This window comes from Wolbachia endosymbiont (group A) of Dendrolimus pini (assembly GCF_964026835.1).
GTDB lineage: Bacteria > Pseudomonadota > Alphaproteobacteria > Rickettsiales > Anaplasmataceae > Wolbachia > Wolbachia pipientis.
In genome coordinates this window covers 1,264,907-1,279,562 of record NZ_OZ034702.1, presented here as the reverse complement: position 1 = coordinate 1,279,562, position 14,656 = coordinate 1,264,907, and the positions used below count along the sequence as shown (strand labels likewise).

General features: G+C 34.3%; 12 protein-coding genes. 3 read left to right on the top strand and 9 right to left on the bottom strand.

The features are described 5' to 3' along the window. Positions 1-123 precede the first annotated feature (123 nt). Together recR and AAGD66_RS06355 are read left to right on the top strand one after the other, a co-directional pair. Positions 124-723, top strand: a complete 600-nt coding sequence (recR, locus tag AAGD66_RS06360) for a recombination mediator RecR (protein ID WP_400772272.1) — start codon at positions 124-126, stop codon at positions 721-723. Positions 724-726: 3 nt separating this feature from the next. Beyond that, positions 727-1,947, top strand: coding sequence for a P-loop NTPase fold protein (locus tag AAGD66_RS06355; protein WP_155969219.1), 1,221 nt, complete (start codon positions 727-729; stop codon positions 1,945-1,947). Between the two features lie 45 nt (positions 1,948-1,992). On the opposite strand, the gene AAGD66_RS06350 is transcribed toward AAGD66_RS06355, so the two are convergent. Both AAGD66_RS06350 and AAGD66_RS06345 read right to left on the bottom strand, forming a co-directional pair. After that, a complete protein-coding gene (locus AAGD66_RS06350) occupies positions 1,993-2,817 on the bottom strand; it encodes a hypothetical protein (RefSeq protein WP_265024525.1) in 825 nt (274 codons plus the stop codon). A gap of 69 nt (positions 2,818-2,886) precedes the next feature. Beyond that, positions 2,887-4,251, bottom strand: coding sequence for a pyruvate dehydrogenase complex dihydrolipoamide acetyltransferase (locus tag AAGD66_RS06345; RefSeq protein WP_006280214.1), 1,365 nt, complete (start codon positions 4,249-4,251; stop codon positions 2,887-2,889). 73 nt (positions 4,252-4,324) lie between these two features. On the opposite strand from AAGD66_RS06345, the gene AAGD66_RS06340 reads away from it, so the two are divergent. Beyond that, positions 4,325-4,813 (top strand): SH3 domain-containing protein, encoded by a 489-nt coding sequence (locus tag AAGD66_RS06340; protein WP_006280060.1) that lies wholly within the window; start codon positions 4,325-4,327, stop codon positions 4,811-4,813. Here the strand turns inward: AAGD66_RS06340 and AAGD66_RS06335 are convergent. From AAGD66_RS06335 to AAGD66_RS06305, 7 genes are all read right to left on the bottom strand, one after another. Further along, on the bottom strand, positions 4,810-5,295 hold the full coding sequence (locus AAGD66_RS06335) for a hypothetical protein (RefSeq protein WP_010082090.1): 486 nt from the start codon (positions 5,293-5,295) through the stop codon (positions 4,810-4,812). The genes AAGD66_RS06340 and AAGD66_RS06335 overlap by 4 nt on opposite strands. A 123-nt stretch (positions 5,296-5,418) precedes the next feature. Further along, positions 5,419-8,193, bottom strand: coding sequence for a hypothetical protein (locus AAGD66_RS06330; protein ID WP_265024524.1), 2,775 nt, complete (start codon positions 8,191-8,193; stop codon positions 5,419-5,421). Further along, on the bottom strand, positions 8,174-10,528 hold the full coding sequence (locus tag AAGD66_RS06325) for a type VI secretion protein (RefSeq protein WP_341814456.1): 2,355 nt from the start codon (positions 10,526-10,528) through the stop codon (positions 8,174-8,176). The genes AAGD66_RS06330 and AAGD66_RS06325 overlap by 20 nt, the downstream gene beginning before the upstream one ends. 44 nt (positions 10,529-10,572) lie before the next feature. Continuing rightward, positions 10,573-10,947 (bottom strand): hypothetical protein, encoded by a 375-nt coding sequence (locus tag AAGD66_RS06320; protein WP_022626145.1) that lies wholly within the window; start codon positions 10,945-10,947, stop codon positions 10,573-10,575. Between the two features lie 94 nt (positions 10,948-11,041). Beyond that, a complete protein-coding gene (locus AAGD66_RS06315; RefSeq protein WP_264723837.1) occupies positions 11,042-12,292 on the bottom strand; it encodes a hypothetical protein in 1,251 nt (416 codons plus the stop codon). A gap of 122 nt (positions 12,293-12,414) precedes the next feature. Further along, the gene (locus AAGD66_RS06310; protein ID WP_341814455.1) at positions 12,415-13,443 is read right to left on the bottom strand and encodes a nitronate monooxygenase; all 1,029 of its coding nucleotides are present in this window, start codon (positions 13,441-13,443) and stop codon (positions 12,415-12,417) included. A 5-nt stretch (positions 13,444-13,448) separates the two neighbouring features. Further along, the gene (locus tag AAGD66_RS06305) at positions 13,449-13,970 is read right to left on the bottom strand and encodes a cytochrome b (RefSeq protein ID WP_010082022.1); all 522 of its coding nucleotides are present in this window, start codon (positions 13,968-13,970) and stop codon (positions 13,449-13,451) included. Positions 13,971-14,656 lie beyond the last annotated feature (686 nt).

Below are 14,656 nucleotides of genomic sequence, written 5' to 3'. Positions count from 1 at the left end.
TTGCGTTAGAGTAAAAAATTTTTTCTATAGCTAATCAAAGTGGATCAAGAGAAACTTACCACTTTCTTTACAAAGGGTTTGATGTTACCATTTGACTACCTATTCTGAATTTATTGGATGAACATTAACATAAAAAATCTAGTTCATGCTTTCTCTAAATTGCCAAGTTTAGGGCCATCATCATCACGCAGGTTAGTTATACATTTACTCCAAAACAAAGAAAAAGTTATGCTACCACTTGCATCTTTGATTAAAGAGCTAGCAGATCTTATAATAGAGTGTGAAGTTTGCGGAAATCTAGATACTAAGTCACCTTGTTCTATTTGTACTAACCCAAAACGTGACACTAAGTTACTGTGTGTAGTAGAAGAATTAGGTGATCTATGGGCGTTTGAAAAAGGAAATATATATTCAGGTTTATACCATGTTTTGGGTGGCAGATTGTCTGCAATAAATGGCATAGGTCCAAAAGAACTCAACCTTGACACTATTCTGAAAAGAGTGACAGAGTCTAAAATTGAAGAGATAATTATCGCAATTAATCCGACATTAGAGGGCCAAGTTACTGCACAATATATAATTGAATTGCTAAAAAATTTGGATGTGAAAATATCACGCCTTGCTTGCGGCATACCAATGGGCGGAGAAATTGACTATCTTGATGAAGGAACGCTGAGGATAGCACTTACTTCAAGACAAGAATATGAGTTAAATATAAAATAAGACATGTGCTTAAAAAAACTTATATCGCTAATAACATTCAAAAAGAAAAAAATAGTGCCACCACTTAAAGTGGTGGCTTGGGAAAATGACCGCCTAAACTATAAGCAATTTTCAGGTAAATTCAACACTATAATTAAAACAATTGATCAGTCTTTTACAATAATATCTTTAGAAGGATATGATGGATGGGGCAAGACGTTTTTTTTGAAAGAATGGGTAAAAGAGTTAAAACAGCAAAATGAAATTGTAGCTTATTATAGTGCATGGGATATCAATGCATTGGACCAACCACTTCCTTCTTTTTTAAATTTTCTATTTGAAGATTTATTTGCATCGTATGAAGTAAAAAGAAGCGTTATACAACAGTTCAAGAACATAAACCAAGAGCTATTTTCTCTAAACACACTAGGAAAGCTGATCAGTAAATCTCCACTTGCTATGCTTTCAGTATTTCTTGATGCTGCAAAAGAGGCTGATAAAAAAGACATAGGTTTTGTCTTGAGTGAATTAAGTCTTCTCCAAAGAAGAAAAGAGAGTACTAGAGATTTCAAAATACAGTTAGCGGATGTGGTTAATAAAATCAGAAAAGACAAAAACATTTATATAATGGTGGATAATCTTGATGTGTGCCGTCCTAAATTCGTTGTCGATTTTTTGGAATCTATAAAGTATATGCTTGATGTGGAGGGGCTGGTTTTCATTATTTCTGTAAGTAAAGATAAGAGTAATGTACAAAGAGCAATCAGCACAATACTTGGACCAAATTTTGACCTAAAATCTTTTACTGATCTCTCTTTACATTTGCCAAAACAACCGATAGAAAAATTTACAAAAGAACTATTTGAAAATATTAAATTACCGAAAAAGTCAAAAAATTTGATTGTAGATAGTTTTATATTTTATGCAGAAAGCCTGTCACTATCGTTAAAAACAATAGAATACTGCGTAAAAAAAATAAAGCTGTGTCTTCTGAATCACACAAGAGAAGAATTACCTGATCCGAATTTGTTTGCATTTTTGGTAATACTGCAATCAATAAATATTGATATATATGAGGAACTAGATTCCTCATGTCAAAGATCCTTGGAAAAAATTGAAAATGAATATAAATCTTTAGTTCTAAATGGTCAAGAAGAATGGGAAAAACTTAAAACCTCTCTAGAAACTGCTTTTGCAGAGAGGGAGTCAAAAATTAACAAAGCTATAAAGGATATACTATTTTGAAAAGATACCCTACCTTCACATATACAAAGATAGGGTAACATTTGATTAACGCCCTTTTACTATGTCATTACCTTGTTCAAACTTTCTGATTAATTCGCTTACATTGACATTAGATAATTTTTTACCTGCAGATTTGTCATTATGTGAAGCATCAGGTTTACGAAGGTCTTCCTTACTGTTACTCCTAGTAATATTACATCTAACAATGTTTGAATTATTAGACTTATCGCTTACATCTGAAATATTGCTTTTTTCACTACATGAAGACGAATTACTCGACATATTGCCTAAGCTAAAGAGCTTTTTACCTTGATAGATTGGATTCCAATCAAGTGGATTATAAGTTTTTTTGCTAGTCTCAACCTTTTGGTTATTTTGCTGTTTAGGAGAAAAACCAAGTTTTTCTCTTTCTTTCTTGCTTAGCGTTTTGAGAAATTTTACGGTTTCTAATTCATCAGTTGCTTGTACTTTATGTAAATCAAAGCTTTTTTGATGGTTATCCTGCTTAACATTTTCCATCATTTTATCTTTTATTGTTCTATCCTCATCATCAGAAGTGCTGCTACTAACATCACTGATACCACTATCCCCTGAATCACGGCGTTGTTTGTTAGGAGTGCTATGAATGTTGTCTTCCATGAGTTTTCGCATTGTTGGGCCAAATGTTCTTCCAAGATTGCTACTTACTGTTTTATTACTATCATTTGCTTGGGAATAAGATGCATTTTGCTCAAAAATTGCTCTTATTCCAGCAAATTTAACTTGGGAAGATTTTGGAGGAACAGGTGGAGCAACCATACCTTTTGAGTTAATCTTTCCTTCATTTTGAGGAAAAATTTTTGGATTATTTTTTTCTACTGTAGTATTCATTTTTTTACCTCTAAACCTATTAACTAATAAAAGTATAAACTTAGAGGTATTAATTTTGTAATAACAATGCTAATAGATTACCGCAGTTTCAATAAGCATCACCAGAGGATTCTCTATATAATGCTTAAAGGCATTTAAAAACTTTGCTCCGAGTGCCCCATCAACTGCTCTATGGTCAACAGAAAGTGTTACTGTCATTATTTCTGCTATCTCTATTTTCTCATTCATAACAATTGGTTGTTTTTTAGATGCACCAACTGCCATAATGCAAGATTGCGGCGGATTGATTATAGCACTGAAGGCTTTTATACCAAACATCCCTAAGTTGGAGATAGTAAACCCTCCTCCTTGAAACTCTTCAGGTTTCAATTTTCCAGATCTTGCTCTGCTTACTAAATCTTTCACTTCTTTTGATATAGATAAAATACCCTTTTTATCAGCATTTTTTACTATAGGAGTAATTAGCCCATCTTCAAGTGCCACAGCGATTGAAATATCTATATTTGAATATCTCAGTATTTTATTATCTATCCACGAAGAATTTATATCAGGAAATTTTTTCATGCTGAAAGCTGCAGCTTTTATGATTAGATCATTAATTGTTACTTTATTGTTTTCATCTGCTGAGTTAATCTCGTTTTTTAACGATATTAACTTATCAACCTGGCAGTCTACAGTTAAATAAAAATGTGGAACATTCTGTTTTGATTCAGTCAGGCGCTGTGCTATCACTTGGCGCATGTTGCTTACTTCAACTATGGTATCTTTCTCAGGACTTTCAGTATGTATACCACTGCCTAAAAACTCCAACACATCAGCCTTAATTATGCGACCATATGGTCCTGTACCTTTTAATTGCTGCACATTAACCCCTTCATTTTGAGCTATTTTCTTAGCTAATGGGCTTATTTTTGTTCTACCTTCTGCATAACCCTCTGTCATCTGAGTAGCTGACACTGGGATCCATTCTTCTTTTCTAGATCCCAGTGTCAAGCACTGGGATGACATTGAGGGGTTGGATTCCAGCGTCACGCGCTGGAATGACACCGAAGAATGACTTATTGGCTTTCCGTTTAAATCTTGGTGTTCTGATTTTTGATTATCAACAGCACTTTTTGTCACTTCCTTTTTAACTGCACTATTGATGGAAGTTGAAGTATAGTTGTTAAGTGCACTTTCATCTTCTCCTTCTTCCAGCATTAAAGCTATTGGTTGATTTACAGGCACGCCACTTGTTCCTTCTGTTACTAAAATTTTTGCTAAAACTCCTTCATCTATAGATTCAAACTCCATTATGGCTTTATCAGTCTCTATCTCAGCAATTACGTCGCCTACTTCAACTTTGTCTTGTTCTTTTTTATGCCACTTTACAATTTTTCCTCCAGTTTTGCTCATTGTCGGTGAAAGAGCAGGCATTAATATTTCTATAGGCATTGATTTTGCATTTAAAGATCTATTCAATTTTTAATTTACTCTTTATCTTATGTCAACCTAATCGTGAATTATGATGAATAAGTCTGTTACACTATCCCTCACGTTATCCCAGTGCGTGACACTGGGATCTTGGTTCAGTACTATTATCCTATTGTTTTTATTATTTAGCCATAGCTTGTTTGCTAACAACTTTGTTTCAACCAAATCAAATAAGATCAACATGAGAACGGGGCCAGGGTTTCACTATCCTGTAAAATGGATATACACTTGCAAAAATCTGCCCCTGAAAGTGATAGAAGAGTTTGAGAGTTGGAAAAAGGTCTGCGATATAGATGAAGACTGCGGATGGATAAAAGGCAATCTTCTTAGTGATAAGCGCTACGCGATTGTAAAAGAAGATACTTATGGATATCAAAAACAGAGTGTAGACAGCAAGATTACTATGAAAATAGACAAGTTTGTTGTGATGAAGATAGAAAAATGCAACGAAGAATGGTGCTTTCTTTCCACCCCAAAACGCAAAGCATGGGTACAAAAAAAACATATATATGGGGTTGATTAGGTTGACAAAAGATCTGAATTAACACTAGTTTCTGGGCCTTCTGTAGCATGCTCTTCAGATGAAGCAGAGGGTTCTTGAGGCTCTGGAGACTGTACAGGGCTATCACAGAAACTCCTTAACATCTCCTCAGCGGATGAATCTAAAATTTGTACAATAGACTTTTCACTCTGCTCTTTTAGCGATTGATCCACTCTAGAAATCAACTCAGAAAACTCGCTACCTGATTTTTCAGCTTCACTTTTTATTTTACTTTCTATGCTTGCAATATTACCTTGGTCAATTTCTTCTTTTGTTATGTTGAATGACTTTGCAACATCTTGATATCCAATCTTGCAATTTCCACAACCAATTATGCAAAAAGTAATAGAATCAGATATTTCGCTTGCAGCCCAATTATGTATAGTGTAAGCCAAATAATTGTCATGGTATTTAATGCTAAATTGTTGTTCTATTAACTCAGAAATTTTATTCTTTAGAGACATAAAGCACCCTCCTCTTACATTCGTTATACCTTTTTGTTAAGATACAGCAATTACACCATTTACTACATGCTTTACTTTAATTAATTATTAAAACAAGAGCATCATTTCCAGAGCTATATCTTTTTACCTTGATAATTCTTTTTTGACTTCCTCTTTAATTATCCCACTTATATTCACGTTAAGATCCCCTACCCAAAAATCAGTCATAGTTTCAAGATCGTATAGATCCTCTATTACTTTTTTAATAGCAGCATTTATTTCTTCTTCGTCAAATTCCTTTATAATAGGTCTAATCTTCACATACCCTGGAGAGCCTTTACCATAAATTCCTTTGCTTTTATTAATGCAGCCACCTGCACCAGATCTACTGCTTCTCAAACCACTTCCACACTCTACTGTTTCATACTTGATTTCACCATTTTCTATATATGCTATTTGATTGTCTTGTGTAGACTTCAGTTTATCTGCCTTTACAATTTTCTCCTCTAGCTTTAAATCTTGCTTATGAATTACTGTTTCCTCATAACCCTTACCACCGTATGTTCTATACTCACCTCCACCTGCAACAGTAATCAGTTGCTGGCAATGTTGCTTCTGCGAATTGCACATTTCTATGAAAACAGGTCCCCCGTCCTTATCTGAGAGGTTACTTTCCTGGTTACCCCCTCCCTCTGTGACTTGCACCTTAATTATAGGATAATTAGGATCGATTTTCAGTTTAGCTTTAATATAATCTCCTGGCATCCCTACTCTGCTTTCAGTAGAATGGCATTTTTGATTGTCACAGCCACTACCTTGTATATGACCTGCTTCACCACTTCCCCACGCTTCTATTTTAATACGATCAAATTTTATTGATAAGTCATCTGTATAAACATCTTTATTTTTATGATCATAGGATTTTTCATTATTTTTTTCAAGATCTGGTTTCTTATTTTTCAGCTGTTCCTTGATTATCTCTTTTAATTTTTCTTTTAATTTCTTTTTGAGACCTTCTAAATCGAACCTACACAATTTATCAGCGTAAAAGACCTCCGTTCTGTTTGCTTTTATTGGTGCTTCTGGTTGCGTGACAACGCCATTTGTATTTTGTGAAATCTTTGTATAAAAAGGTTGAGTGTTTTTTTTGTCTACATATCGTGTTGAACGGCTGCATGTTCCAGTAAAGCAGATACAACCATCATCACCTTGATTACATTTTTCTCTATGCTCTACATCCGTCAATTTGTACACTACTTTCAGTCCTTTACTAGATTTAAATGTATCGTCTATCTCATCATTTCTTTTTACACAGTAACTGCATTTCCCCTTTTCCTGTTTATTGTTGTCAGGGAAGAAAACATACCCTTGCTTATTGAATATTATTTTATCTAACTCACTCTGATCTCTGTTTAAGAGATCGGCTCTTTTATTTTCCTTGCTTGGAAGATAATAGAACTGATTTGATTCCTTGGAGTAAACAGCATTGTATTTAGTATATCTTGTTCCCATTAATTTTAGTGGTATTATTTTATTTTCTCTTTTAAGAACAAACTCCTCTGGTTCTGGCTGCCATCCAGAAAGACAAAGCATTTTACTGTTAGAATTTCCTTTATACTTTACTTCTATTTCTGGTTGTCCTAAGTTGTTCAATTTGCACTTATTCCCCTGAAACTCTTTACATTCCGTTTCAATATCAGGAACATAGCCATATTCTTTCAGAACTTTAAATTGTTGCGGATTACTTTCTAATATACCTTCTATAATATTATCAATGTAACTTTTTGTGTTACTACTGTCAGTCGTTTTTGCTACTATTGCTGGTTTTACTACTTTTAAAGATAGAGGGCCGATGTTCTTAGTAGAATTAGTGATAACATTGAAAGTACAGACACCATTGCTGTAGACTCCATGTGCTCTATAAGTACAAGTGCTCTCGCTCATCTTCATTTTTATTTCTAGCGTGTTTTCATTTGCTACCTTCACTATCTCAGGCTCTGGAGCAGGTGGTGCCGGGAAACAGCGGACGAACTGTGGATTTTTTTTGTCTATACTTTGAGTTCCATGGTATTCAGCGCAGAGCTGGCCCTTTTTTCTATAGGTTTTGAAGTAATAGTGAGTATCCTTATCTGTAACAGTATATGAGTGATTTGGAATGTTCTCATTATTTGAAACAACGTGTGGAAAACCTAACTCTTTTCTTTCCTCCAGTCCGCTAATTATCACCCCAACTCTTGGATCGAAGTAATCATTGTCTTTATCTGTTATAGGAACAATTCTAACTTGTGGAGGTGACATTGCAAGTTGCTCGCAAAATGGAGGGGGGCTAGGTGCAAGTGGCACGGGAGCACATTTTACTGCCGTTTGGTAGCAGGTATCACAGACTTTTTCCATCTCCCCAGGACGAAAAATATTCTCACCCGAAAATACTCTAGAACCCCATGAAGAAATTCCTGACATACAAGCCCCTTTTTGACTGCAAGCACATATTTTAGGAGAGTTAGCGAATCTTCTTTTTTCCTCATCAGTAACACCGTCTGCCCATTCCCATTTAAGACCCCGAGCAATTTCTCCTCCAGCTTTTGTTTTATCCCCTTCCCAATCAATAAAAGCTGCAGCAGAAACTCCAGCTCCTGTACCTTGCGTTCCATATATCTGGCGGCAGGATTCCCCACTTTGTAAGTCATAACAATAACTTTGTCCATCATAAGCACATACTCTAATTTTGGGATTAAAGTAACCATCAACTCCTTGATCTTTTATTGCTTGCACCTTAATTTCCTTTACCCAATCTCCACCAACTATTGCTTCCCACCAAGTATTACTTTCTACAAATGTTGGACAATCAGCATATCCTTGATACGAAAGACCAAGTATCAAAAAAAATATCAATAAGAAATTAAGCTTTACACTTCTCATAAAATACCGGTAACCACTCATTAACTTCTTCTCCTTTTTCTTTTATTGCCTCATACATATACTTTATAGTCTCTTTGTTAGCTGAAAGTACATGTATTTCTTGCATATCCTTCAAATCCAGATTTAAGGTTACTAATCCTTTGTACTGTTTTATCAAAAATAAACCTTCCTGTGTTGGCGTCTGCAGAATTATATTCAGCTCCTCTTTCGATAGAGAAAATGCCTTCATGTATAATCTATTTGCATTGACGTTCGGCATCAAGATTCTTGTATCAACATGTTTATCTAAATATTGAGTAAATTTGCTAGCAAATGCGAGATTTAAATTCTCAGTACTTAGGATTACTACAACATTTAGTTCCGTCATTCTTTGCATCCAGTTATCAAACTCTTTCTCTGTAGGAAAAATATTACTTATCTCCCATGCTTCATCCAAAACAAGTATTGCAGGCGAGCCATCACATTTTGCCTCAAAAGAATATAAAAAATAGTAAAGTATCACGGACATACATTCCTTTTGTTTTGTAAGGTTTGCGGTGTTGAGAGATATAATTTTTGTTTCCCAGTCAATATCTGATTCATCACCATCTTGAAATAAGTAAGCAAAGTCACCATCGTCACACCATCTACTTATCTTACCCCCAAGGAGCAAGAGCACCTCAGAAATTTGTGAAATAGAACGTGATTCCTTGGGTATAGCAAATATAGAATCCACAATTTTTCTTATCTTTTCTTCTACGTCCACCAAGCTCTTATCGGCTACCATTCTTCTGATCAGTTCAACCAACATATTGCGATTGGAAGCACTATCTTCAATGTTTAGTGGATTAAATTTTAGGCTTTTGTCCTTATATTTTGGATCGATTATGTAATATTTACCACTCACTGCTTTAGTAAAAATTATTGATTTTCCAGTGTTATCCAATATGACAATTCTTGGGTTAAACTTTCTTGATTCTGATAATAGAAAATTAATGAGTGAAGTTCTGCCTGAATTTGGAGCTCCGAGTATCGTAGTATGGCCATTATTTCTTTTTCCATGAAAATTAAAGAAGTAAGGATTTCCTTTTTTTGAGAAAAAAATCATTACCGCTTCTTTCCACCTTCTTCCTTTTAATGTACCTGACGTAAAATCGTGCAGCATAGCAAAGCTGCAAGCGTATTTTGTTAAGATATTTTTCGGTTGCGTAATAAAAGCAAAATTGCCTGGAAGTTGTGCCCAAAAATGACTTTCCATATGTAAATCAGTTCTAAACATCATGAAGCCAACTAATGACATTATAGAAGATAAATCACTAATACTTTCAGCTAACTTATTCCTATCATCTGCAAATATTGTAAAAATAATTTTCTGTTGGCAGAAGTCTATACTAGAGGTCCTTTCAAGCTCTATTATTTCTTCAATTCCTGAGCTTTTAAGTAAGGTATTATCCTCACTAATTTGCAGCATGTTGATTTGTTTTTTAAATTCTTTTATTGCTTTATTATTACTAGTAAATATCATTATTTCTGTAATGATAAATTCAGATTCAAGCTGCAAGCATCTATCTATATTACCTAAAGAGATTTCCCGGTATTCTTTTATGCTGAAAATAGAGCCAAATTTCTGTTGATTTTCAAATATTGTTTGAAACGTATTGAAACCAAAAGCTATTTTAAAATTTCTAATATATTGCGACAGGTCCCTTTCATGTATTGGATAATCTTTGTGCGTTAATGTAACAATATAGTGGAGAAATTCTATCATTTCAGAATATATTTTACCTTCACTAAACCTTAGACCCAGTTTTTTAGCTCCAAAAGGTTCTAAATCATTTTGAATTAAGTCAGTTATCTTTTGCAACTCCTGATGGCTTTCTTGTAAAGACAACTTATGCTTATTCTTTATTCTATTGAAAAAAAACGAATTATTAGTATGCTTGCCAAAATCGCTAAACAATATTACAATGTATAGTTCATTTATATACTGTAATTTACTATCAGTTAGTTTATTAAACCACGTTGAATGTAGGTTGTCAGAGAAGTCTTCAGTTTTATTCCATTTCAAGCTCAGTTTATTGCGCTTTCTAACGGTATGAATCCAAACGGTAAAATACAGGCTATTAATATTTTTTGATATGCTTTTTCTAATTTCAGTTCTGAGGTCGCTGTAGTTATCAACAGAAGAATAATCTTCTAACTTGATTATTTTTAACAATTCTCCCTGTTTTGTGAGTATGGTTTCTTCATCGTAATGACAAGCATAAGGAACAAAATCTAAATCAATGCTTTCTAGTAATGCTAAGTTGTTCTTTTTTTTAAGCTTAGAGTTAACTGTTGGTACTTTTAACTGCATATGCGTATTCAATAAAGATAATTAAAAAAGATAAAAATACTATCTTAATTTTTATCTTTTTTTTCGCTATCGGATTGTAATTTTATATCTTTTGCAAAGTTAAATTTTTCTTTTAAGTAGTCTGTTGCCTTTTCTGTACTACCGAACATCAGGACCAGTACACCAAACATTATCATAAAAAAGATTAGACCTCTGAACACTACTGCAAGTATCACTGCAGCTATACACAACCCTATGATTGTTGAAGGACTCATATTTTCTACAGTATCTTTAACTGAAAATGAAGAAATAAAATTTTTTACCGTTTCTTGTATACCCTTTAATTCATCACTCGCCGAACTTGCTTCGCTAGAATATGATGCAAAAATGAAACTTAATAAGGCTATAAAAACCAAAACTTTATTCAATTGAATGCGCATCAACTAAACACCTTTTAAACATTCCTCAAATATAACAACTTTTATATCAATAGGCAAGAACTGAATTCACTTATCCACTACAAGTAACACATATTTAATTTTTACCGCTGCGAACATGCTGTAAGCTCTTATCATCAACAAGAGGACTCACATTAATGGATGTTAATTTACTTGATAGGAAGTTTGAATGCAATTCAGCTACTGCTGCTATAGCAAGCACTGCAACCATAGCAAGTAGTCCTGCTCCTATCAATCCTGATGTCATTGCTCCTGCAACAATGCACCCTATTGTGGAGAGAGCACAACCTGCTACAAGTGCAACGTGAAGATTTCTGTTATTGGGTTGGTTTTTAAGTAGGATATCTTTCTTAACTTGATCTGGATTTGCTTGACCATCTGAGTTTTCATTTTCTTGCATTTTTGGCTCTTTTTTTACAGTCTGCTCTGGCTGCACTTGAGTCTCGTTTTCTTTTGGGGATTCCAAATTTGATTCTAATAACTCAGTTTTTTCTCCACCCTCTGGTTGTAAGCCATTATCTTCTTCAACAGAGCTCAATGTTGAGTTTAAACTTTCCTCAGATGAAGTGCTTGCTATTGATGTTAAACTGTTTTTTCTACTATTTATTGGTGATATCGAGTTTTTTTCACTCAGTCCAGGTGAGTTTATTCCACTATCTGAACCACTACCGTTACCAAGCTTAGGAGTTTTTATATTCTTCTTTAATTGCTCCATAACTTTACTATATTTTCTAGATACCTCTTTCGGAATATCTAATTGGCCAAGTATTTTAGTATCACCACTTTTTTTCTCAGCTACATTCAAGGGTGTTTCTTGTGTGTTGTTTTGCTCTTCAATATGTCCTAGCTGCATTTGATCTTCAATATTTTCTTCAACAGCATTTGGTATTGAGCTTACACTGCTGCTCCTGTTAGTAATATCCAAAATTGTTTTTACTATTTTTCCTCTTTTTGTTTGTGGTCTTTGTGATTGTTCTCTTTCATTGTTAAATACTGTAGGTACAGCTAGTTCTTCTGATTTTATTACTTCATCTTTCAATGCAGGAAGAAAGTTTTCGATATAATACTTATAATGTTTTTGATATTCCTCTTGTTTTTCTGGTGATTTTTCTAATTGTTCTCTCAGCGATTTTTCTAATTCAGTTAATACCTCAGGACTAGCTCCTTCCTTGAACAACTCTATGCATTTTTTGATAGTTCCATCTCCATTTTTTTTTGGGCTTTCATGATTATGTGTTTTTTTTGTTACCTTTTTGTATATAGTGTCGTGCAATTGTTGGTTAATAACTTCTTTATTATTCTGAGGTTTTTTTAAAGTACCTGGCATAGACTCCTCCATACAAATAAAATGTATAGATACCTCTTTAGCGTTAATTTTACATTAAAATTGGATAATTATGCCATATTATGGATAATTAATGGCAACTTGCTTATTGTGAGGTCGCTTAACTATTTGCTTTCTGGGTTTTCTACTTCTACAGATTTGCTCTCAATATAATTGTTTGCTTGTTGAACTAACATATCCACTACTTCTTTTACAGGCTTTTCCCTATCAACCATGCCAACACTTTGACCGGCCATTAAAGATCCCGTTTCAACATCTCCTTCAATCACTGCTCTTCTTAAAGCTCCAGCCCAGAACTTTTCTATTTCAAGCTGCCCATCTTCTTTTGAGATCTGTCCCTTTTGGTATTCATCAATAACTTCTTTTTGACGCTTCATGAAATCATCGCTTGCTTTGTTGGCTATAGCTCTTACTGGAATTACAGGAAAATCAGCACTTATCTGTACAGAAGGTATTGCATTACGTGCGGCCGATTTAATAAACACTTCCTTAAAATTTTTGTGGGCAATTGACTCATTAGTGCAGACAAATAATGTGCCTATTTGACAGCCACTTGCTCCCATTTCTAAGTAATTAACTATCACTTCGCCTCTGCCTATTCCACCTGCAACAAACACTGGTATTTGTTCATTTTTAAAATGAGGCAATATCTCTTGTGCAAGAACAGAAGTGCTCACTGGACCTATATGTCCACCTGCTTCCATTCCTTCTATTATTAACGCATCTACTCCCATTTTCACTAACCTTTTCGCAAGGCTTAATGCTGGTGCAAAGCACATAACTTTAATGCCTGCACCCTTGATTTTTTCTATATTAGGCTTTGTTGGCAGTCCACCGGCAAGCACTATATGGCTCACTTTCGTTTCAATACACACATCTATCAACTCACTCAACTTTGGGTGCATAGTAATTAGGTTTACACCAAATGGCTTGCTAGTTAATTTTTGTGTCTCTATGATTTCTTTTTCCAGTAAGTCTGGGAACATTGCACCACATGCAATCACACCAAAACCACCAGCGTTTGAGATTGCTGAGACCAAGTTTCTCTCTGAAACCCAGCTCATAGCACCACCCATTATAGCAAACTCACTGCCAAGAAAATCTGTTCCTTTTTTCCAGAGGCTACTTAACATATAACCTATATCATGCGTTTAAAAATGTTTTGTTTATCTATAAATGTGTGCTTCAAAGCGCCAAGTATATGTAAGATTATAAAGAGTACCATAAAATATGCAAGCATCGAATGTAGCTCGTTAGCCGTGTTAGCTAGGTCTTTGTTTTGATTAATCAACAAAGGGATATGAAAAAAATATTTGATCTGTTTGCCAGAAGCAGAAGACATGACATAGCCAGATAGTGGCATTAGCACCATCAAAGAATATAAACCAAAGTGTACTGCTTTACTTATATTGATTACAAACCGAGAAAAATTTGCTGGAAGTGGTGGAACATAAGTAAAGACGCGAAAAAATATGCGTACTATGATTAATCCAAGAATAGTGATACCGCAAGCCTTATGAATAGCGTATATGTTGAACTTAATTTCATTGCTAAGTGGCAGGCTTTTCATATAAAGTCCAGAACAAAGCATACCGATAATAAAAACAGCCATCAACCAATGGATAACCCTTAAACCTAGGCTATATTTATCGTCTTCCATTTTGATTACCCTAAAGTAGCATTTATATAATAGAAAAACTATTTTTCAATCAAAATTATTAAAGCAATTTAGATTTACCGACAATGTAAATTCAAGAGCAATCCTGTCATTCAGAACATAGAAACGAAAAACTTCCTTGACAAACTCCGCCAGCCCACTTATCATGATAGTGAAGCTATTGTATTTGCTTTCGCCAATCTGCAGATTAAAAGGTAAGGATTACTTAATGTATCGGCGTCTTATGTTCAATTTTTTGCAGTATATAGATACTGTATGTCTTTACAAAACTTCATCTACATCTAGATTTTTATCTAAATAAGCTGAACGCGCTTATAAAGCGTTACAAGACATCAAAAAATGCCAATACTCGACAGAGATAGTAAAAGACTAGCTAACTCGGGGATTCTTTGTCTTTTTTTCTGCTTAGTAAATTTCTTAAACATTTGCAGCGTAGGTTAGTTGCAATTAAAAGCGGCTGAATCTCGCTTGTCAAGCATTTAAAACATAAAAAACGCCAATATTTTAAAGCGGATAATAACCACGGAGCTTCTTTTGCCTTTTTTTTCATTTGGTAAATTTCTTAATATTTATAGCTAACATGAAGCTAAGTACGAACTTTGTTAAACACAACAAATGGTGTCATTCCAGTGCTCCTGTGATGTCATTCCAGCGCGTGACGCTGGAAT